Source organism: Magnetospirillum sp. 15-1 (assembly GCF_900184795.1).
Classification (GTDB): domain Bacteria; phylum Pseudomonadota; class Alphaproteobacteria; order Rhodospirillales; family Magnetospirillaceae; genus Phaeospirillum.
Genome location: NZ_FXXN01000025.1, coordinates 33,885 through 55,149, shown reverse-complemented (window position 1 = coordinate 55,149; position 21,265 = coordinate 33,885). Strand labels below are relative to the sequence as shown.

Genomic DNA, 21,265 nt, shown 5'->3' with positions numbered 1-21,265 from the left:
ATGGCCATCCGCGTCCAGCGCGAGGATTTCGATCCCGGCGCCGAGCTGGCCCGGTTCTCTTCGGGCAAGACCAATGTGGGCGGCATCTGCCTGTTCGTCGGACTGGTCCGCGACTACGTGGGCCACGATCCGGCTGCGGGCACCACGGTCAACGCCATGACCCTGGAACACTATCCCGGCATGACCGAGCGCCAGTTGGAGGCCATCGAGGTCGAGGCCCGGAGCCGCTGGCCCCTGGACGATGCCCTGGTCATCCATCGTTACGGCCGGCTGGAGCCGGGCGAGCGCATCGTGCTGGTGGCGGCCTCGTCGGCCCATCGCGATGCCGCCTTCGAGGCCTGCCGCTTTCTCATCGACTGGCTGAAGACCAAGGCGCCGTTCTGGAAGGTGGAGCATACCCCGGAGGGCGATGCCTGGGTGGAGGCCAAGGATTCCGACGATGCGGCGGCGTCCCGCTGGGATCAGGCCAAAACCTGATTTACTGGGGCAAAAGGTTGCGGGATCGGTGATGCAGGGTCAAGGCTAATCCGCTTTTACCTTTTGTTAACTTCTGGCGCTGTGATAAACTGTGGGCCTGCCATCCACAGGTTCCGCCATGTCCGACTTGATCCGCCAATCCGTATCCTGGCCTTCCATCCACGGTACCCGCAGCTATTCCCGCGTCACCCAGTTGGCGCGGTCATCGTCTGCCGAATCGTCGGAGAAGGCGGACGAGACGGATCGCCCGCAGGCCAAGGCCAAGTCCGAGAGCGGCGGGGGCGAAGGCACCACCTCCACCGTCCGCGGATCGCGGTTGGACCTTTCCATCTGATGCGCTGACCCGGTAAGCAAAAACCCCATCCAGGCCGTGGCCGGGATGGGGTTTTTCGTTCGGTGAGGCCTATAGCGTGATGCCCAAAATGTGCATCACGCTATAGGCCTTATCATTTTCCCTCGCCGGGCGGGCGCATCCACGCCCTTGGCCGCGCCCTCAACGGGCGCTGGAGCGGCGCGCCTCATATTTGAGGCGCGCCGCTCTACTTGCCCTTCTTGGCCTTGCCCTTGGCCGGGGCGGTGGATTTGGCTTCTGCCGCTTTGCCCGGCCACAATCTGGTGTCGGGCGGGATGGGGCAGTGGCGATTGTAGTCGCGCAACTGGGCGCCATAGAGTTCCAGGTAGTCGGTCCGGCCCAGCATCTCCACGGCGTCGCTGTCCAGATCGGTACCGATCTCGTCATAGATGCCCAGATTGGCGAGGTCGGGGACCGGAACCCGGTCGGCGGCGAAGTCGTTCCACATGCCTTCGAGCAGATTGTCGAGATGGCGGACCAGCTTGTCGGTGTCGAACAGGTCGCAGGTGGCACGGTTGGCGGCCAGCGTCTCGCGGTAGGCATTGCGCCGGCGCTTGTCGTTGCCCAGTTCCACCGCCTTTTCCACGTAATCCTCGAAGGTGGAGCAGACCAGATCGCCCAGACCCGCCGCCACCGCCAGACTGCCGCATACCCGCGAGGCGAAGCCGCGTCCCGCCACGGTCAGCACCGGTACGCCCATCCACAGGGCATCCGAGGCGGTGGTGTGGGCACCGCAGGGTGAGGTGTCGAGGAACAGATCGGCCAGGGGATAGCGCGACAGATGCTCGGTGTTGATCAGCTTGGGAGCGAAGATGATGCGGTCGGGGGTGACGCCGTGCCGGATGGCCTCCTGGCGCAGGCGTTCGTTGATGCGCTCGCCGCCGTCCAGCAGCCACAACACGCCGTTGGGCACCCGGCTGAGGATGTCCATGAAGCGCGCCCACATGGGAGCGGTGAACTTCTGCAGTCCGTTGAAGCCGCAGAACACCACGGCGTTGGAGGGCAGGCCCGCCGCCTCGCGCGTCCACTTGATGTCGGCCACCAGCCGCCGGCGGTCGTTGGGCTGGTAGCACGGTAGCCGCACCACCTTCTCCGAGTAGTACTTCTCGAAGTCGGCCGGAATGGTGAAATCATCGGCGATGACGTAATCGTGGTAGGGCGTGCCCATGGAGCCGGGATAGCCCAGCCAGTTGACGGCCACGGGAGCCGGGCGCATGGCCATGATGGCGGGCCTTGCCTCGCCGGTATAGCCGTTGAAGTCGATCAGGATGTCGATGCCGTCGGCATGGATGCGCTTGGCCGCCTCCTCGTCGGACATATCCAGGATGTCGACGAAGTGATCCACGTCCTTCATCACCTGGGTCTGGATACGGTCGCCGGTGCGGCGCGAGCAGGAATAGGCATAGACCTCGAAGCGCGAGCGGTCGTGCAGCTTGTACATCTCGGCCGTCAGGTAGCCGTGGGCGTGCTCGCGGAAATAGGATGACAGATAGGCGATGCGGATCCGTCGCTTGGGCCGTTCCGCCAAGGCGGCGCGGTGACTGTCCTTGTCGAAGAACACCTTGGGCCGGCCGATCTTGACCTTGTAGTACCTGTAGCCGCGCGCCAGATGCAGCAGCGGGTCGTCGGTGTGGAACACCAGGCAATGGGGCGACATGGCCGCGAACAGCTGGCGCCGGGTCGGACCGGTGATGCCGGAGAGGACCGGCCACTTGCACAGCTTCTGGCGGATGGCGATCCAGTGCTGCATGGCGTCGGTGGGCTGGACCAGTTCGATGCACTGGCGCAGCGCGTCCTCGCCCGATTCCTCCAGGGAGGTGTGCTCCAGCACGCGGCCGATCTGCTTTAAGGCCGAGACCTTGTAGGTCACCGCCTCACCGGTCACGGTGGGCAGCTGGTTGACCATGCCCAGCCACTGGGTCACCGCATCGGGGGTGCGGCCCAGCCGCTCATAGGTGCTGCCCAGGTTGATATGGGCGGGGAAGAAGTCCGGCCGCTGGGCAATGGCGGCCTTGAAGGCCTCGACGGCGCCGGTCTGGTCGTTGAACTTTCCCAGCAGGACGCCGAGATTGTACTGGATGGCATAGGCCAGCGGATTGTCGCCGTTGTACTGCAGCCAGGTCCGGTAGAGGCCCAGCGCGTCGGCATCGGCCCCCTGGGCAGTCAGGCTGTCGGCGGCGGCAATGACGCGGGTCGCCTCGATCTTGCCGGATGCGATCTGACTCATGACCTCCGCGAGGGCATTGCTCATCAACCGTTCTCCGTATCAGGGGTGGTCCACAGACGGCTGTCCGCCGGGATGGGATAGAGGTGATCACGCTCGGCCAGACCGCGCCGCCAGCGGGCGAGATAGTCTTCCTCCGGGGCGAAATCGATGGTCTCGGCCGGGTGCTCGATGCCCACGTCCAGATAGACGTCGAGATTGCGCAAATCGGGCCGGGGCAGGCGTCCGGCCATGAAATCGGCCCACATCTCGGCGTAGAGGTCCTCCAGCCGGCCGACCAGCAGGTTGGTGTCGAACATCACCGCGTTGGGTTTGGCGGCGCGCAACTGCTCGCGGTAGGCCTGCAGCCTGGAGCGGTCGTTGCCGAGCGCGATGGCGGTCTCCACATACTGCTCGGGGGTCGAGCAGACCAGTTCCGGCAGTCCCGCCGAGCGCAGCAGCGATCCGCCCACCCGCGAGGCGAAGCTGTGGCCCGACAGCGTCAGGATGGGCACGCTCATCCACAGGGCGTCGGAGGCGGTGGTGTGGGCGCCATAGGGGAAGGTATCGAGGAACAGGTCGGCCAGGGTCATGCGGGCCAGATGATCCGGACTGGCGAGGCGGCGTCCGAAGATCACCCGCTCGCGGGGGATGCCGCATTTCTCGGCGTGTTCCCACAGGCGGTTGTGGACCTCCTCGCTGGCCTCGAGCAGCCACAATACGCTGTCGGGGACCGCGTTCAGAATGCGCATCCAGCGTTCGAACATCAGCCGCGAGATTTTCTGCTGGCTGTTGAAGCAGCAGAAGACCGCCGCGTCCTCGGGCAGGCCCACATCGGTCCGTGACGGCGGCGCGGACGCCACCGCCCGCTGGCGGTCGTTGGCCTGGTAGCACGGCAGGCGCATGACCTTTTCCGAGCAGTACATCTCGCGCCCCGGCGGGATGATCCACTCATCGGCGATGATGTAGTGGTGATAGGGCGTGCCCATGGTGCCGGGATAGCCCAGCCAGTTGACGTTCACCGGGGCCGGGCGCATGCCGAACACGCGGGTGCGCGCGCCCTTGGTATGGCCGTTGAGGTCCACCAGGATATCGATGCCGTCTTCACGGATACGGTTGGCGACAATCTCGTCGCCCATGCCGGTGATGTCGAGCCAGTGATCGAAATCGGCGCGGATGCGCTGCTTTAGCGGGTCCTCGCCGGCTGGACCGCAGTAGTAGGCGAAGATCTCCACCTTGGAACGGTCGTGCAGCCCGAAGATTTCGGCGATCAGGTAGCCGACGGCGTGCGCCTTCAAATCCGAGGACACATAGCCGATCTTGAGCCGTGTGCGCTCGGCCCGCTCGGCCGGTTTGACCTCCGGCAGGCGGGGGATGCGGCGGCCGATCAGCTTGCAGCAATGCTCCCAACTGGACGCCAGGTGCAGCAGCGGGTCGTCGGTATAGGCGGCCAGGGACAGCGGACTGAAGTTGCGCATCTGGGCCAGTTGGTCCATGCCCTCGAAGGGGACCACCACCGGCCAGCGGCACAGGACCATGCGCGACGCCAGCATGTGCTCGGCATTCTCACGCTGGGTGTTGTCCAACTCCAGACTCTGGCGCAGCACGTCCTCGGCCAGGACCGCCTGATGGCGCTCTTCCAGCACCCGGGCGATCTGCTTCAGCGCCGTGGCCTTCATGCGGATGCCGTGGCCGGTGATCGGGCCCAGGCGGCTGACCAGGCGGTTCCAGGCATCCACCGCCGCGTCCGGCATGCCCAGCGTCTCGATGACCCCGCCGAGGTTGATGTAGGCGGGGTAGAAATCCGGATTCAATTCGATGGATTTTTCCAGCGAAGCCCTGGCCTGCTCGTGGCGGCCCGCCGCCGACAAGGTGACCGCCTGATTGAAATGGGCGGCATAGAGCAGGTGGTGGTCGCGATTGAGCCCGATCCACAGTTGATAGAGCTGCAGGGCCAGGTCGACGTTGCCGCCCCGGTGCAGGGCCTCCGCCGAGCCGAACACATCCTGCAGCGTCAGGCGCCCCTCGGTAAGGGCCTTCACCGCAGACAGAAAGACATCCTGTGTCATCGAGCGTCCCGTTTCCGGTTGGGGCTGGGACCCGCTCGAATGGTCATTCCGAGCGGGTCGCCGCCCATAATGACCGCTCAATGGTTAACGGATTGATGCTCGCCGCGATCAGCCGGCGGAGCCTGTGCGATAGGTGCAAGGGCACGTCATCGCCATGCCGGACGGCATGCGGGTGGCGGGCTGGGACCCCGGGATGAGCCGTCCCATGCGGGACGGCTCAGCTCAAGAGTTAGGGATAGGCGTACGCCGTGCTCCAGGCGTTCTGCTGGTCGGTTGTCATGTTGCCGACCAGCGGACCGAGCGCCTGGGCCTGAACCGAGGTCATGGCCAGGATATCGGTGGTTTCCAGACCGGAGACCTGCGTTGTGGTCAAGGCCCCCAGTTGCGTCGTGGTCAGACCGGTCACCTGGGTGGTGGTCAGGGCCTCGATGGAGGTCGAAGTCAGGGCTCCGAACTGGGTGGTGGTCAGAGTTCCGATGTCGGTGCTTTCGAACGCCGCCAGCACGGCGGTGGTCAACCCGGCCAACTGGGTCGTCGCCAGACCGCCGACCTGGGTGGTGGTCAGAGCCGCCACGTTGGTGGTGGTCAGGGCGTTGACCGCGGTGGTGGTCAGTGCGCCGATCTCGGTGGCGGTCAGCGCACCCAGCTTGGTGGTGGTCAACGCCGCCGCCTGGGTATCGGTGATGCTGGCCATCTGGGTGACGGAGAGCGCCGCGATATCGGTGGTCGACATGGCGTTCAACTGGGTGGTGCTGATCCCGCCGATTTGAGTGGTGGTCAGGCCGGAAACCTGGGTGGTCGACAGCGCCGCCACCTGGGTGGTGGTCAGGGCGTTGAGGTTGGTGATGGTCAGCGCCCCCACCTCGGTGGTGGTCAGGACCGCCAGATTGGTGGTGGTGAGGGATGCCGCCTGGGTGGTGGTCAGGCCGCCGATCTGCGTGGCGGTCAGCGTCGCAAGGTCCGTGGTCTCCAGGGCATTCAACTGGGTGGTGCTGATGCCGGCGATCTGTGTGGTGGTGACGGCCCCCAACTGAGTGCCGGAGAGCGCCGCGATGTCGGTGGTCTCCATGGCGTTCAGCTGGGTGGTGCTGAGGCCGGAAACCTGGGTGGTGGAGAGCGCCGCCACCTGGGTGGTGGACAGTGCCGCCACGTTGGTGGTGCTCAGCGCATTCAGCGTGGAGGTCGAGAGGGCCACCAGATCGGTGGTCTCGATGGCGCCGAGCGCGGTGGTGCTGAGGCCGGCCGCCTGGGTGGTGGTGATCACTCCCACCTGGGCGGTGGAGAGCGCCGCGATGTCGGTGGTCGACAGGGCGTTCAGCGTGGTGGTGCTGAGGCCAACCACCTGGGTGGTGGTCAGGGCGCCAACCTGGGTGGTGGTCAAAGCCGCCACGTCGGTGGTCTCCAGGGCGTTCAGCGTGGTGGTGTCGAGTCCCTTCACCTGGGTGGTGGTCAGGCTGGCCACCTGGGTGGTGGACAGCGCCGCCACGTTGGTGGTGGTCAGGGCGTTCACCGCGGTGGCGGTCATCACCGCCAGATCGGTGGTTTCGATGGCCGCCAGCTGGGTGGTGGTCAGACCCGCCGCCTGGGTCGAGGTCACGGCCGCCGCCTGGGTGCTGGACAGCGCCGCCACGTTGGTGGTCGACAGCGCGTTCAGGGACGTGGTGGACAGGCCACCCACCTGCGTGGCGCTCAGAGCCGCCACCTGGGTGGTGGTCAGAGCCGCCGTGTTGGTGGTGGTGAGCGCGTTGACCTGGGTGGTGGACAGTGCCGTCACCTCGGTGGCGGTGATGCCCGACAGGGCGGTGGTGTTCAGCGCCGCCACCTGGGTGGTGGAGAGGCCGCCGACCTGGGTGGTGGTCAGGGCGCTGATATCGGTGGTGGTCAGCGCGTTGACCTGGGTGGTGTTCAGATTGCCGATCTGGGTGGTGCTCAGCGCATTGACCTGGGTGGTGGTCAGCGCCGCCACGTCGGTGGTCTCCAGGGCGTTCAGCGTGGTGGAGCTGAGGCCGCCGACCTGGGTGGTGGTCAGGCTGGCCACCTGGGTGGTGGACAGCGCCGCCACGTTGGTGGTGGTCAGGGCGTTGACCTGGGTGGCGGTCAGCACCGCCAGATCGGTGGTCTCGATGGCGCCGAGCTGGGTGGTGGACAGGCCCGCCGTCTGGGTGGTGGTCAGCGCTCCGACCTGGGTCGAGCTGAGGCCGGCCACGCCGGTGGTGGACAGCGCGTTGATATTGGTGGTGCTGAGGCTGGACACCTGGGTGGTGGTCAGGCCGGACACCTGGGTGGTGGTCAGTACCGCCGCATTGGTGGTGGTGAGCGCGTTGACCTGGGTGGTGGACAGCGCCGTCACCTCGGTGGCGGTGATGCCCGACAGGGCGGTGGTATTCAGCGCCGCCACCTGGGTGGTGGAGAGGCCGCCGACCTGGGTGGTGGTCAGGGCGCTGATATCGGTGGTGGTCAGCGCGTTGACCTGGGTGGTGTTCAGGTTGCCGATCTGGGTGGTGGTCAGACTCCGGGCCTGGGTGGTGGAGAGCGCCGCCACGTCGGTGGTCTCAAGGGCGTTCAGCGTGGTGGAGCTGAGGCCGCCGACCTGGGTGGTGGTCAGGCTGGCCACCTGGGTGGTGGAGAGCGCCGCCACACCGGTGGTGGTCAGCGCGTTGATGGTGGTGGCGGTCAAGGCCGACACCTCGGTGGTGGTCAGCGCGCCGAGCTGGGTGGTGGTGATGCCGGCCGACTGGGTCGAGGTCAGCGCCGCCGCCTGGGTAGCGCTCAGACTGGCTATGCCGGTGGTCGACAGGGCGTTCAGCGTGGTGGTGGTCAGGCCCGCCACGTTGGTGGTGGTCAGGCCGTCCAGCTGGGTAGCGGACAACGTCGCCGCGTTGGTGGTGGTCAGCGAGTTGATCTGGGTGGTGGACAGCGCCCCCACCTCGGTCGAGGTGATGCCCGACAGGGCGGTGGTGTTCAGCGCCGCCACCTGGGTGGTGGTGAGGCCGCCGACCTGGATGGTGGTCAGGGCGCTGATATCGGTGGTGGTCAGCGCGTTGACCTGGGTGGTGTTCAGGTTGCCGATCTGGGTAGTGGTCAGACTCCGGGCCTGGGTGGTGGAGAGTGCCGCCACGTCGGTGGTTTCCAGGGCGTTCAGCGTGGTGCTGGATACGCTGCCGATCTGGGTGGTGGTCAGGCTGGCCACCTGGGTAGTGGACAGCGCCGCCACGTTGGTGGTGGTCAGGGCGTCAATCTGGGTGGCGGTCAGTGACGCCACCTGGGTGGTGGTCAGCGCACCAAGCTGGGTAGTGGACAGGCCCGCCGACTGGGTGGTGGTCAGTCCATTCAACTGGGTGGTGGACAAGGCCGCGACGTCGGTGGTGGTCAGCGCGTTGACCTGGGTGGTGTTCAGGCTGCCGATCTGGGTCGTGGTCAGCGCCCGTGCCTCGGTGGTGGAGAGCGCCGCGACGTCGGTGGTCTCCAGGGCGTTCAGCGTGGTGGAGCTGAGGCCGCCAACCTGGGTGGTGGTCAGGCTGGCCACCTGGGTGGTGGACAGTGCCGCCACGTTGGTGGTCGACAGCGCGTTCAGCACCGTGGCGCYGATGGAGGTCAGATCGGTGGTCTCGATGGCGCCGAGCGCGGTGGTGGACAGCGCCGCCGACTGGGTGGTGGTGATGGCACCGATCTGGCTCGCGGCCAGGCCGGCGATACCGGTGGTCGACAGAGCGTTCAGCGTGGTGGTGTTGAGGCTGCTGACCTGGGTGGTGCTCAGGCCGGACAACTGGGTGGTGGAGAGCGCGGCCGAGTTGGTGGTGGTCAGGGCGTTGATCTGGGTGGCGGACAGCGCCCCCACCTCGGTCGAGGTGATCCCCGACAAGGCGGTGGTGGTCAGCGCCCCGGTCTGGGTGCTGGTCAGGCCACCGACCTGGGTGGTGGTCAGACCCGCCACATTGGTGGTGGACAACGCGTTGATATTGGTGGTGCTGAGGCTGGACACCTGGGTGGTGGTCAGACCGGACACCTGGGTGGCGGACAGTGCCGCCGCGTTGGTGGTGGTCAGCGAGTTGATCTGGGTGGTGGACAGCGCCGTCACCTCGGTGGCGGTGATGCCCGACAGGGCGGTGGTGTTCAGCGCCGCCACCTGGGTGGTGGAGAGGCCGCCGACCTGGGTGGTGGTCAGGGCGCTGATATCGGTGGTGGTCAGCGCGTTGACCTGGGTGGTGTTCAGATTACCGATCTGGGTGGCGGTCAGCGAGCGCGCCTGGGTGGTGGTGAGCGCCGCCACATCGGTGGTCTCCAGGGCGTTCAGCGTGGTGGAGCTGAGACCGTCGACCTGGGTGGTGGTCAGGCTGGCCACCTGGGTGGTGGACAGCGCCGCCACGTTGGTGGTGGTCAGGGCGTTGATCTGGGTGGCGGACAGCGCCCCCACCTCGGTCGAGGTGATCCCCGACAAGGCGGTGGTGGTCAGCGCCCCGGTCTGGGTGCTGGTCAGGCCACCGACCTGGGTGGTGGTCAGGGCGCCGATGTCGGTGGTGGTCAGCGCGTTGACCTGGGTGGTGTTCAGGTTGCCGATCTGGGTGGTGGTCAGCGAGCGCACCTGGGTGGTGGTCAGCGCCGCCACGTCGGTGGTCTCAAGAGCATTCAACTGGGTGGAGCTGAGGCCGCTGACCTGGGTATTGGTCAGGGAGTCCACCTGGGTGGTGGACAGTGCCGCCACGTTGGTGGTCGACAGCGCGTTCAGCACCGTGGCGCTCAGGGCGCGAAGATCGGTGGTGGTGATGGCGCTCAGTTGGGTGGTGGAGAGCGCCGCGGCCTGGGTCGTGCTGATGCCCGCGATCTGGGTGGCGGTCAGGCTGTCCACGCCGGTGGTGGACAGGGCGTTCAGCGTGGTGGTGGTCAGACCGCCGAATTGGGTGGCGGTCAGGCCGTCCAACTGGGTGGTGGTCAGTGCCGCCGCGTTGGTGGTGGTCAGGGCGTTGATCTGGGTGGTGGACAGCGCCGTCACCTCGGTGGCGGTGATGCCCGACAAGGCGGTGGTATTCAGCGCCGCCACCTGGGTGGTGGTCAGGGCGTTGGCCTGAGTGGTGGTCAGGGCGCTGATATCGGTGGTGGTCAGCGCGTTGACCTGGGTGGTGTTCAGATTACCGATCTGGGTGGTGGTCAGCGAGCGCGCCTGGGTGGTGGTGAGCGCCGCGACGTCGGTGGTCTCGAGGGCATTCAGCGTGGTGGAGCTGAGGCCGCCGACTTGAGTGGTGGTCAAGGAGTCGACCTGAGTGGTGGAAAGGGCCGCCACGTTGGTGGTGGTCAGCGCATTCAGCACCGTGGCGTTCAGGGAACGGAGATCGGTGGTCTCGATGGCGGTCAGTTGGGTGGTCGACAGAGCCGCCGATTGGGTGGTGGTGATGCCGGCCGCCTGGGTGGCGGTCAGGCCGGCGATGCCCGTGGTGGACAGGGCGTTCAGGTTGGTGGTGCTGAGGTTGCCGACCTGGGTGGCGGTCAAACCGGACACCTGGGTGGTGGACAGCGCCGCCGCGTTGGTGGTGGAGAGCGCATTGATCTGGGTGGCGTTCAGGACGCCCACTTCGTTGGCGGTCAGGCCCGACAGGGCGGTGGTGGTCAGCGCCCCGGTCTGGGTGCTGGTCAGGTTGGTCACCTGGGTGGTGGTCAGGGCGCTGATATCGGTGGTGGTCAGCGCGTTGACCTGGGTGGTGCTGAGGCCGGAGATCTGGGTTGCGCTCAGAGTCCGGGCCTGGGTGGTGGTCAGCGCCGCCACGTCGGTGGTTTCCAGGGCGTTCAGCGTCGTGGTGTCGAGGCCGCCGACCTGGGTGGTGGTCAGGCTTTCCACCTGGGTGGTGGACAGTGCCGCCAGATTGGTGGTGGTCAGCGAATTCAAGGCCGTCGCCGAAATGGCCCGCAGATCGGTGGTCTCGATGGCGCCCAGCGCCGTGGTGGAGAGGCCACCCGATTGGGTCGAGGTCAGGCTCGACAGCTGGGTGGCGCTCAGACCGGCCACGCTGGTGGTGGACAGGGCGTTGAGGCTGGTGGTGGACAGGCCGGCCACCGTGGCCGAGCTGACGGCCGACAACTGGGTGGTGGTCAGGGTCGCCACGTTGGTGGTGGTCAGCGTGTTGAGCAGGGTGGTGGACAGGGACGCCACCTCGGTGGCGGTCAGGCTGCCCAGGGCGGTGGTGGTCAGCGCTCCGGTCTGGGTGGTGGTCAGGGCCGCCACCTGAGTGGTGGTCAGAGCCGCCAGATCGGTGGTGCTGATCGCATTCAGATTGGTCGTCGAGAAGCCGGCAACCTGGGCGCTGGTCAGCGAACGCACCTGGGTGGTGGTCAGCGCCGCCACGTCGGTGGTCTCCAGGGCATTCAGCGTGGTGGTGGTCAGGCCACTCACCTGGGTGGTGCTGAAGCTGGACACCTGCGTGCTGGTCAGACCGGCCAGACTGGTGGTGGACAGGGCGTTGATCTGGGTGGCGGTCAGGGTGCTGATCACCGCCGAGTTCAGGGCCGCCGCCGCCGTGGTGGTCAGCGCGCCGGTCTGGGTGGTGGTCAGGCCGCGCAGCTGGGTGGCGGTCAGACCGGCCAGGGTGGTGGTGGTCAGGTTGTTGAGGTTGGTGGTGGACAGGCCGCCAACCGTGGTGGAGGTCAGGGTGCTGACCTGGGTGGTGGACAGCACGGCCACGTTGGTGGTGGTCAGCGCGTTGAGGTTGGAGGTGGACAGCGCCCCCACCTCGGTGGCGGTCAGCTCACTCACGGCCGTGGTGGCCAGTGCCCCGGCCTGGGTGGTGCTCAGGCCGCCGATCTGGGTGGTGGTCAGGGCCGCGAGATCGGTGGTTTCCAGGGCGTTGAATTGGGTGGTGTTCAACGCGCCGATCTGGGTGGCGGTCAGCGAACGCACCTGGGTGGTCGACAGGGCGACCACGTCCGTGGTCTCCAAGGCGTTCAGCACGGTGGAGGTCAGGGAGCCCACCTGGGCGGTGGTCAGGCTGGCCACCTGGGTAGTGGAGAGCGCCGCCACATTGGTGGTCGACAGCGCGTTCAGGGCGGTGGTGGTCACCACTGCGAGATCTGTGGTTTCCAGCGCGCCCAGTTGGGTGGTGGTCAGGGCGGCGAGCTGGGTGCTGGTCAGACTCCGGGCCTGGGTCGCGCTCAGGCTGGCAATGGAGGTGGTGGTCAGCGCATTGAGGTTGGAGGTCGACAGACCCGTCACCTGGGTGGTGGTCAGCGCACCCACCTGGGTGCTGGTCAGCGAGGCGGCGCTGGTGGTGGTCAGCGCATTCAACTGAGTCGCGGTCAGCACCTTCACGTCGGCGACGGTGAGTTCCGCCGCGGAGGTGGAGCTCAGCGCCGTCAGCTGGGTGGCGGTGAGAGCCGAGGCCTGGGAGGTGGTCAGGGCACCGATATCGGTGGTCTGGAGCGCATTGACCTGGGTGGTGTTCAGCGCACCGACCTGGGCGGCGGTCAGACTCCGCACCTGGGTGGTGGTGAGCGCCGCCACATCGGTGGTTTCCAGCGCGTTCAGCGTGGTGGTGGACAGGCCGCTCACCTGGGTGGCGGTCAGGCTGGATACCTGGGTGGTGGTCAGGGCCGCCACGTTGGTGGTGGTCAGCGCGTTGATGACCGTGGCGGTGACCGCCGCGATACCGGTGCTCGACAGGGCGCTGGTCACGGTGGAGGTCAGGGCAGCCGCCTGGGTGGTGGTCAGACTCCGGACCTGGGTGGCGTTCAGGACCGCCACACCGGTGGTGGTCAGGGCGTTGAGATTGGTCGTGGAGAGGCCGTTGACCTGGGTGGTGGTCAGGGCGCCGACCTGAGTGCTGGTCAGTGCCGCCGCATCGGTGGTGGTCAGGGCGTTCAACTGGGTCGCGCTCAGGGCCTTGACCTCGGTCACCGTCAGTGCCGCCGCGTTGGTGGTCGACAACGCCCCGAGCTGGGTTGTGGTCAGTCCGCCGACCTGGATGGTGGACATGGCCGCGATATCGGTGGTCTCGAGCGCGTTCAGCGTGGTGGTGGTCAGACCGCCGACCTGGGTCGCGGTCAGGCTGCGGATCTGGGTGGTGGAGAGCGCCGCGACGCCGGTGGTGTCCAGGGCGTTCAGGGCGGTGGTGCCCAGACCGGCGACCACGGTGGCCGACAGCCCACTCTGCTGGGTGGTGGACAGTGCCGCCACGTTGGTGGTCGACAGGGCGTTGAAGACGGTCGCCGACAAGGCGCCCAGCCCGGTGGTGGACAGAGAACTGGCCTGGGTGGTAGTCAGCGCCCCGACCTGGGTGGTGTTCAGACTCTTGGCCTGGGTGGCGCTCAGACTGGCCACCGCGGTGGTGGACAGCGAATTCAGGTTGGTGGTGGACAGCCCGGCCACCTGAGTAGTGGTCAGGCTGGCAACCTGGGTGGTGGTCAGTTGGGCCGCGTTGGTGGTGGTTAGCGCGTTGACCTGGGCGGTGCTCAGCGCCTTGGTTTCAGAGGCCGTCAGCGCACCCACCTGGGTGGTGGTCAGGCTGGCCACCTGGGTGGTGGTCAGGCCGGCTACCTGAGCCGTGCTCAGCGCCGCCACATCGGTGGTCTCCAGCGCGTTGATCTGGGTGGTGGAGAGGCCGGCGACCTGGGTTGCGGTCAGGTTGCGCAGCTGGGTGGTGTTCAGCGCCGCGACGCCGGTGGTTTCCAGCGCGTTCAGCGTGGTGGTCGACAGACCTGCCGCCTGGGTGCGGGTCAGTCCATCAACCTGGGTGGTGGTCAGCGCCGCCACGTTGGTGGTGGTCAGGGCGTTGATGACCGTGGCGGTCACGGCCGCCAGATCGGTGGTCTCCAGCGCGCCCAGCGCGGTGGTGGAGAGAGCCCCGAACTGGGTGGTGGTCAGATTCCGGGCCTGGGTGATGCTCAGGCCCGCCAAAGCGGTGGTGGACAGGGCGTTGAGATTGGTGGTCGACAGGTTGGACACCTGCGTGGTGGTCAACGCCGCCGCCTGGGTGGTGGTCAGCGCCGCCGCATTGGTGGTGGTCAGTGCATTGACCTGGGTGGTGGTCAGCGACTTGGTTTCAGAGGCCGTCAGCGCACCCACCTGGGTGGTGGTCAGGCTGGCCACCTGGGTGGTGCTCAGGCCAGCCACCTGGGCGGAGCTCAGGGCCGCGATGTCGGTGGTCTCGAAGGCGTTGACCTGGGTGGTGGTCAGGCCGCCGATCTGGGTGGCGGTCACCTGCTTCAGCTGGGTGGTGGTCAGGGCGGCGATGCCGGTGGTGTCCAGCGCGTTCAGGCTCGTGGTGGACAGGCCGCCGACCTGGGTGGCGGTCAGCGCGCTCTGCTGGGTGGTGGAGAGCGCCGCCACGTTGGTGGTGGTCAGGGCGTTGAGCACGGTCGCGGCCAACGCGCCCAGCTCGGTGGTGGACAGCGACGACACCTGGGTGGTGGTCAGCGCCGCCACCTGGGTGGTGGTCAGACTCTTGGCCTGGGTCGCGCTCAGGGCGCCCACGGACGTGGTGGTCAGGGCATTGAGAACCGTCGTCGACAGGCCGGATACCTGGGTGGTGCTCAGCGCGGATGCCTGGGTGGTGGACAGTTCCGCCACATTGGTGGTGGTCAGCGCATTGATCTGGGTGACCGTCAGGGCCTTGGTCTCGGTGGCGGTCAGCGCGTCCACCTGGGTGGTGGTCAGCGCGGCCACCTGGGTGGTGGTCAGGCCCTTGACCTGGGTGGCGTTCAGGGCCGCGATGTCGGTGGTCTCGAAGGCGTTGATCTGGGTGGTGGTCAGATTGCCGATCTGGGTCGCGGTCAGCGAGCGCACCTGTGTGGTGGTCAGCGCCGCGACGTCGGTGGTTTCCATCGCGTTCAGTTGGGTGGAACTCAGTCCACTGATCTGGCTCGCGGTCAGCGACTGGACCTGGGTGGTGGACAGTTCCGCCACGTTGGTGGTGTTCAGCGCATTGAGCTGGGTGGCCGTCAGGCCCGCCAGATCGGTGGTTTGCATGGCTCCGAGCTGGGTGGTGTTGAGCGCGCCCAGCTGGATGGTGGTCAGGGACTTGGCCTGGGTGGCCGTCAGGCCCGCCAGGGTGGTGGTGGACAGGGCGTTGAGATTGGTGGTCGACAGGCCGGACACCTGCGTGGTGGTCAGGGCCACCGCCTGGGTGGTGGTCAGTTCCGCCGCATTGGTGGTGGTCAGCGCGTTGATCTGCGCGGTGCTCAGCGCCTTGACCTCGGTGACGGTCAGCGCCGAGGTCGTGGTGGTGGAGAGGCCCGCCACCTGGGTGGTGGTCAGCGCACCGATCTGCGAGCCGCTCAGGGCGGCGACATCGGTGGTTTGCAGCGCGTTCAGCTGAGTGGTGCTCAGGCCCTTGACCTGGGTGACGGTCAGCGCCTTGACCTGGGTGGCGCTCAGTTCCGCCACATTGGTGGTGGCCAGCGCATTGAGATTGGTGGTCGAGAGGCCGCCGATCTGGGCGGCGGTCAGCGCGCTGGACTGGGTGGTGGTCAGCTGCGCGACATTGGTGGTGGTCAATCCGTTCAGGGCGGTGACGGAAAGTCCGGCCAGATCGGTGGATTCCAGGGCGCCGAGGGCGGTGGTGGTCAGCCCGCCGGCGGCCGTAGAGGACAGACTCCGGGCCTGGGTGAGCGTCAGACCCGCCAGGGCGGTGGTCGACAGGGCATTCAGCGTGGTGGTGGAAAGGCCGGCGATCTGGGTGGTGCCGATGGACGTCACCTGGGTGGTGGACAGTTCGGCGGCGGCCGTGGTGGACAGGGCCGACAACTGGGCCGCGGTCAGGGCCTTGATTTCGGTGGCGGTCAGCGTCGCGGCGAGAGTAGAGCTCAACGCGCCCAGTTGGGTGGTGGTCAGGTTGCTGATCTGGGCGGTGGTCAGGGCCGTGATGTCGGTGGTTTCGAGCGCATTGATCTGGGTGGCGTCCAGCCCGGAAATCTGCGCGGCGGTCAGCGCCTTGACCTGGGTGACGCTCAGGCCGGCGACGCTGGAGGTCTGCAGCGAGTTCAGCGTGGTGGTGCTCAGGCCGGTCAGCTGGGTGGTGTTGATGCTGCCCAGCTGAGTGGTGGTCAGCGTATTGAGAGCGGTGGTGGTCAGGGAGTTGAACACCGAGGCCGCCAGGGCACCCGACTGGGTGGAGGTCAGCGAACTCACCTGGGTCGAGGTCAGCGACGCCGACTGCGTCGTGGTCAGGCCACGCAGCTGAAGAGTCGTGAGGGCGCTCAGGGCGGTGGCCGACAGCACGCCGAGATTGGTGGTGGAGAAGCCGGCCACCAGGGCGGAATTCAGGCCCTTGATCTGGGTGGAGGTCAGCGCCGCCACGTTGGTGGTGGACAGCGCGTTCAGCAGCGTGGCGGTCAGGGCGCCGATCTCGGTGCTGGTCAGGGCGGAGAATGCCGTGGTGGTCAGCGAGCCGGTCTGGGTGGTGGTCAGTCCACCCAACGACGTGGTGGACAGCGCAGCGATATCGGCGGTTTCCAGCGCGTTCAGGCTGGTGGTGGTCAATCCGCCCACCTGAGTCGCGGTCAGCGAGGCGGTCTGGGTCGAGGTCAGACCGGCCAGCCCGGTGGTGGACAGGGCGTTGAGCGCCGTGGTGCCCATCTGGCTGACCTGGGTCGCGGCCAGCCCGGACAACTGGGTGGTGGTCAGGCTGGAGAGCTGGGTGGTGGTCAGGCTGTTGAACTGGGTGTTGCTCAGCGCATTCAGTTCGGTGGTGGACAGCGAGGCAGCCTGGGTGGTGCTCAGGGCGCTGATCTGGGTGGCGGTCAGTCCGCTCACTTGGCCCACGCTCAAGCCGGCCAGGGTGGTGGTGGCGAGCGCGTTGAGATTGGTGGAGGAGAAGGCGCTGAGCTGGGTGACCTTGAGGGCGGAAATCTGCGTCGTGGTCAGGACGGCGACATCGGTGGTTTCGAGCGAGTTCAGCAGGGTGGTCGACAGGTTGCCGAGCTGGGTGGTGGTCAGGCCGCTGACGGCGGTGGAACTGAGAGCCGCAATATCCGAGGACGAGAAGGCGCCGAGCTGCGAGGCGTTGAGCACGCCGAGCTGCGCCGCGTCGAAGACGATCTGGGTATTATCGAAGGCGGCGATCTGCGTCGAACTGAACGACGTCAGCTGCGTGGTGGACAGCGCCGCGATATCGGTCGTTTCCAGTGCCTGGATCTGGGTGACCGTGAGTGCCTGGAGCTGGGTGGAGACGAGGGCGGCGATGTCGGTGGTGTTCCACGCGGCGACGTTCGTCGTGGAAAGTCCCGAAATACCTGTGGCTGACAGGAATGTGACTGAAGAAACCACGGCTACCCCCTTTCTGGAGATTTACGCGCCGCTTCGGACGCCCGCTCGCTAAAAATATATTGGCACTCAGGTTAATTAACTACCAAAACGCAGGCCCGTAAGCAATGAATTTATGGCCGGCTCGGCGGCCCGATCTTATTGGAATCGCCCGGATTCCGTGGCTGGCGGCGGAAAGACCTATACTTTTTGCCTGCCGCCGCCGAGCCTGGGAAGTTGGTATGTCGGGTTAAACCTGTAGAGCGCGCATTCTTTCGATTTTCATCTGTCCATCGGTCTCGCGACTGTAGTTTTCGTCCAGCTTGGCGCCGGGATACGACTTGAGATTCGAGACGCGACCCAGGGTGTGGAGCGGGGCGCCCTCGATCTCGGCACAGCCGGATTTCTGGCACGAATCGAGCGGCAGCGAGGCCATGTAGGTCTCGGTGTCCTGCATCTGCTCGGGGGTTTCGCCGGGCAGGCCGAAGGTGAACGTGCCGTGCAGGGTCATGCCCACCCGCTTGATCTCGAAGGCGGCCTTGCGGGCTTCCTCCAGGTCGAGGCGCTTGTTGACGATGTTGTCGACCACCTCCTGGTTGCCGCTCTCGAAGCCGATCTTCACTCCGAAGCAGCCGCTGTCCTTCATCTCCTGCCACAGGTGGAAGCTGGAGGTGTCGGCGCGGCACATGGCCGACCACGGCACGCCGATCTTGCGCATCACGGCGCACATCTTCTCCACGTGGCGGTCGCCCAGATTGAAGGTGTCGTCGTCGAAGTAGATGGAGCGGAAGCCGTATTTCTGGACCAGTTCGGTCAGGAATGCCTCCATGTAGTCGGCGCCGTACTGGCGCACGATACGCTTGCCGCCGCCGTCGGGGTCGTTGGAGGTCATGGTGGCCGGCCAGACGCAGAAGATGCACTTGTAGGGGCAGCCGCGGCTGGACAGCACCTGGGCCTGCGGGAATTGCTGGCCGCGCGGATTGGTGTCGCAGTAGCGGTGGGCGATGACGTTGTCGAAATAGGGGAATGGCGCCGAATTCATCTCGGCCACGGTCAGCAGATCGAAATCCACCACGCCGTTGGCGCCGTTCAGCGCCTTGATGACGCCCTTTTCGTACTCGCCGCGCACGGCGGCCTGGATGTTGGGCGCCTCGTCCAGCAGCCTTTCGCCGTGGGAGGTGATGGGGCCGGTGATGATGAAGCGGGTGTGGGGCAGGCGTCGCGAGATCTCGCCGATCACCTCCTTGTCGTGCTCCCAACTGGGCGAGGCGGATTCGATGACGATGTACTCGAACCGCTCGGCCTGCAGGAACTCGTAGTATTTATCGTAGGACTCGCGCAGCGCGATGCTGTCGCGGAACGTCACGTTGCCGCCCAGTTCGCGGTCGGCCCAGGTGGCGGCGTGCCCCATGAAATAGGGGTACGGCAGGTACGAGCCGAACTGGTAGTTGTCGGGTCCATGGTTGAGAAAGAAGGTGAACGGCCAGCGGGACCCGGCGCGGACACCCGCGCGATGCACCAGGCATTGGGTCCCGTCGGGCAAGGGGTAGAGGGCTTGGCCCTGCCACCACGGGGGATTGCTGAACAAAACCTTCATCGGACCTGGTCCTTCCTTAAGATGCCGCCTGCCAGGACAGCAATGTGTCCACCAGACATTTGGCGCCGCGCGTTTCCCCCCACCGGATGGAAGCCTGCTTGGCCTGGCCGGCCAGACGGTCGAAATCATCGAGGGCGGCGACCACCGCCCCATGGATCGCCTCGACGCTTTCTTCCCTGAATATTGTGCCGGGCTCGCCGAATTCACGCATCACCCCGTGCAAGGTGGTGCCCTCGGGCGCCACCAGCGGAATGGCGTTGGCCATGGCTTCGCTGGCCACCGCCGAATAGGACGAGACGAAGCGGTTGCGCATGTAGGGGCAGACCATCAGGTCGGTATGTTCGAGCAGGCGGCTCCACAGCACGGCGTCGGCCACCTGCTCGTTGAGAACGAGGCGGGAGTCCGATGCGGCGATGTCGCGCAGGGCCTGCTGGTACTCGGGCATGCCCTCGGGCCAGCCGTTGTGGACCAGTACCTGGATATCGTTGCGTTCGGCCAGTAGGCGGGTGACCAGGGCGGGGACCTTGTGAAAGCCCTTGTCGCCCCGCTGATGGCCCAGGATGCCGATGGTGATGGGGCGTGCCCCTGTCCGGTCGCGGCAGGTGGTGACCGCCCCCTGGGGGAGGGGCAGCGTTCCCACGGGATAGTCCAGCAGCATCTGGAAGATGGCCGAGGACTGGGAGTCGAAGGTGGCCAGCCGCAGCCAGCGCTGATCGGCCTCGGTCAACTGCCGGCCGGTAAAGCGCAGCAGCACCGCCCGGGGGTCGACGCGCGGGTCCATGGACACGAATTGGGGCGGGGCATTTTCCGATTCCACCAGGACCAGTCCGGGGTCGGTGCCGAACTCCATGATCACGGTGGGGCGCTCACTGTCGGGCAGGGTGCGGCCCCAGCGCAGAACCGCCATGAACTGGGCCGGCTGGACGGAGTTCACGTAGATCAGGTCCTTGGGATGCAAGCCTTGCAGTCGCCCGATATCCTCGGCGGTGACGCGCGCGCCCATCTCGAAATCGTTGAGCCAACCGCAGATGGGGTCGCGATCCACCACGGTATAGGTGTTCCAGCGGAACCATGGGACGGCGCTTAACTCCGTCTGCAGTCCGGGCTCGATTTCGGCGTGGCCGAGGATGGCGCAGGGGATGCCGCGCGTCCGGATCTCCCGGACGATGTTGCGGCCGGAATTGGCATGGTGGCCCAGATTGTTCATCAGGGCCGGGTCCAGATAGGCGAACATCGGGGCCCGTGTCATTTCAGCGCATCCCTCCCGTGCGGTATCCCAGCCGGTCGGTCATGGCGTCATGGATCTCCGCCATGATCCGTCGGATGTCGTAGGTGAAATTCCATTGGGGGTAATCGGCGCGGAGGCGTTCGACGCTGCTGATCCACCAGATATGATCGCCGATGCGGTTCTGTTCCGAATAGGACCAGTTCATGGGCCGCCCGGTCAGTTCCTCGCACATGGATATGGCTTCCAGCATGGAGCAATTGGAGTGGCGCGCCCCGCCCATGTTGTAGACGGCCCCCGATTTCGGCGCCTGGAAGACGTGCCAGAAGGCGTTGACCAGATCGGCGGAATGGATGTTGTCGCGGACCTGCTTGCCCTTGTAGCCGAACACCGTATAGGGATCGCCGGTGACGGCGCACTTGACCAGATAGGACAGGAAGCCATGCAATTGGGCGCCCGAATGTCCCGGCCCGGTCAGGCAGCCGCCGCGGAAGCAGGCGGTCTTCATGCCGAAATAGCGGCCGTATTCCTGCACCAGCAGGTCGCCGGCCACCTTGGATACTCCGAACAGCGAGTGGGTGCAGGCGTCGATGGACATGGTCTCGTCGATGCCGTGCCGGGCCCAGGGATGGCCGGGGTCCAGTTCCCAGCGGGTCTCCATCTCCACCAGCGGCAGGTGGTTCGGCGTGTCGCCATAGACCTTGTTGGTGCTGCAGTGGATGAAGCAGGCGTCGGGACAGTGCTTGCGGGTGGCTTCCAGCAGCACCAGGGTGCCGTTGGCGTTGACGGTGAAGTCCACCTGCGGCTCTTTCGCCGCCCAGTCGTGGGAGGGCTGCGCCGCCGTGTGGATCACCGCCGTGATGGCCTCGCCGTAGCGGGCGAAGACGGTGTCGATGGCCCCGGCATCGCGGATATCGGCTCCGGCGTGGGTGTAGTCGCTTAGGGTGCGCTCCAACTCGGCCCGCGCCCAGGCGGTGCTGGCCGACTCGCCGAAGAAGTAGCTGCGCATGTCGTTGTCGATGCCGACCACGCTCATGCCCTGACGGCCGAAGAAACGGGCAGCCTCGGCGCCGATCAGTCCTCCCGAGCCGGTGATGATGACGACACTCATGATTCCTC

General features: G+C 66.4%; 8 protein-coding genes. 2 read left to right on the top strand and 6 right to left on the bottom strand.

Annotation, left to right across the window (positions count from 1 at the left end; genetic code table 11):
- Together CP958_RS13195 and CP958_RS13190 are read left to right on the top strand one after the other, a co-directional pair.
- Complete coding sequence (locus CP958_RS13195) at nucleotides 1-477, top strand: molybdenum cofactor biosynthesis protein MoaE (RefSeq protein WP_096702418.1); 477 nt, start codon at nucleotides 1-3, stop codon at nucleotides 475-477.
- A gap of 118 nt (nucleotides 478-595) precedes the next feature.
- Nucleotides 596-811 (top strand): hypothetical protein, encoded by a 216-nt coding sequence (locus CP958_RS13190; RefSeq protein WP_096702417.1) that lies wholly within the window; start codon nucleotides 596-598, stop codon nucleotides 809-811.
- Between the two features lie 205 nt (nucleotides 812-1,016).
- Here CP958_RS13190 and CP958_RS13185 read toward each other — a convergent pair whose 3' ends face one another.
- The 6 genes from CP958_RS13185 to CP958_RS13160 form a co-directional block, all read right to left on the bottom strand.
- Nucleotides 1,017-3,056 (bottom strand): tetratricopeptide repeat protein, encoded by a 2,040-nt coding sequence (locus tag CP958_RS13185; protein ID WP_242442887.1) that lies wholly within the window; start codon nucleotides 3,054-3,056, stop codon nucleotides 1,017-1,019.
- Between the two features lie 23 nt (nucleotides 3,057-3,079).
- Nucleotides 3,080-5,101 carry an O-linked N-acetylglucosamine transferase gene (locus CP958_RS13180; RefSeq protein WP_096702415.1) on the bottom strand — a complete coding sequence of 674 codons (2,022 nt, stop codon included), beginning with the start codon at nucleotides 5,099-5,101 and terminating at the stop codon, nucleotides 3,080-3,082.
- A 229-nt stretch (nucleotides 5,102-5,330) separates the two neighbouring features.
- Entirely contained in the window at nucleotides 5,331-17,348 is a 12,018-nt protein-coding gene (locus CP958_RS13175) for an S-layer family protein (RefSeq protein WP_096702414.1), read from the bottom strand.
- A gap of 226 nt (nucleotides 17,349-17,574) precedes the next feature.
- A complete protein-coding gene (locus CP958_RS13170; protein ID WP_096702413.1) occupies nucleotides 17,575-18,921 on the bottom strand; it encodes a radical SAM protein in 1,347 nt (448 codons plus the stop codon).
- A 16-nt stretch (nucleotides 18,922-18,937) separates the two neighbouring features.
- The gene (locus tag CP958_RS13165; protein ID WP_242442886.1) at nucleotides 18,938-20,170 is read right to left on the bottom strand and encodes a glycosyltransferase family 1 protein; all 1,233 of its coding nucleotides are present in this window, start codon (nucleotides 20,168-20,170) and stop codon (nucleotides 18,938-18,940) included.
- A gap of 1 nt (nucleotide 20,171) precedes the next feature.
- The gene (locus tag CP958_RS13160) at nucleotides 20,172-21,257 is read right to left on the bottom strand and encodes an NAD-dependent epimerase/dehydratase family protein (protein ID WP_096702411.1); all 1,086 of its coding nucleotides are present in this window, start codon (nucleotides 21,255-21,257) and stop codon (nucleotides 20,172-20,174) included.
- Nucleotides 21,258-21,265 lie beyond the last annotated feature (8 nt).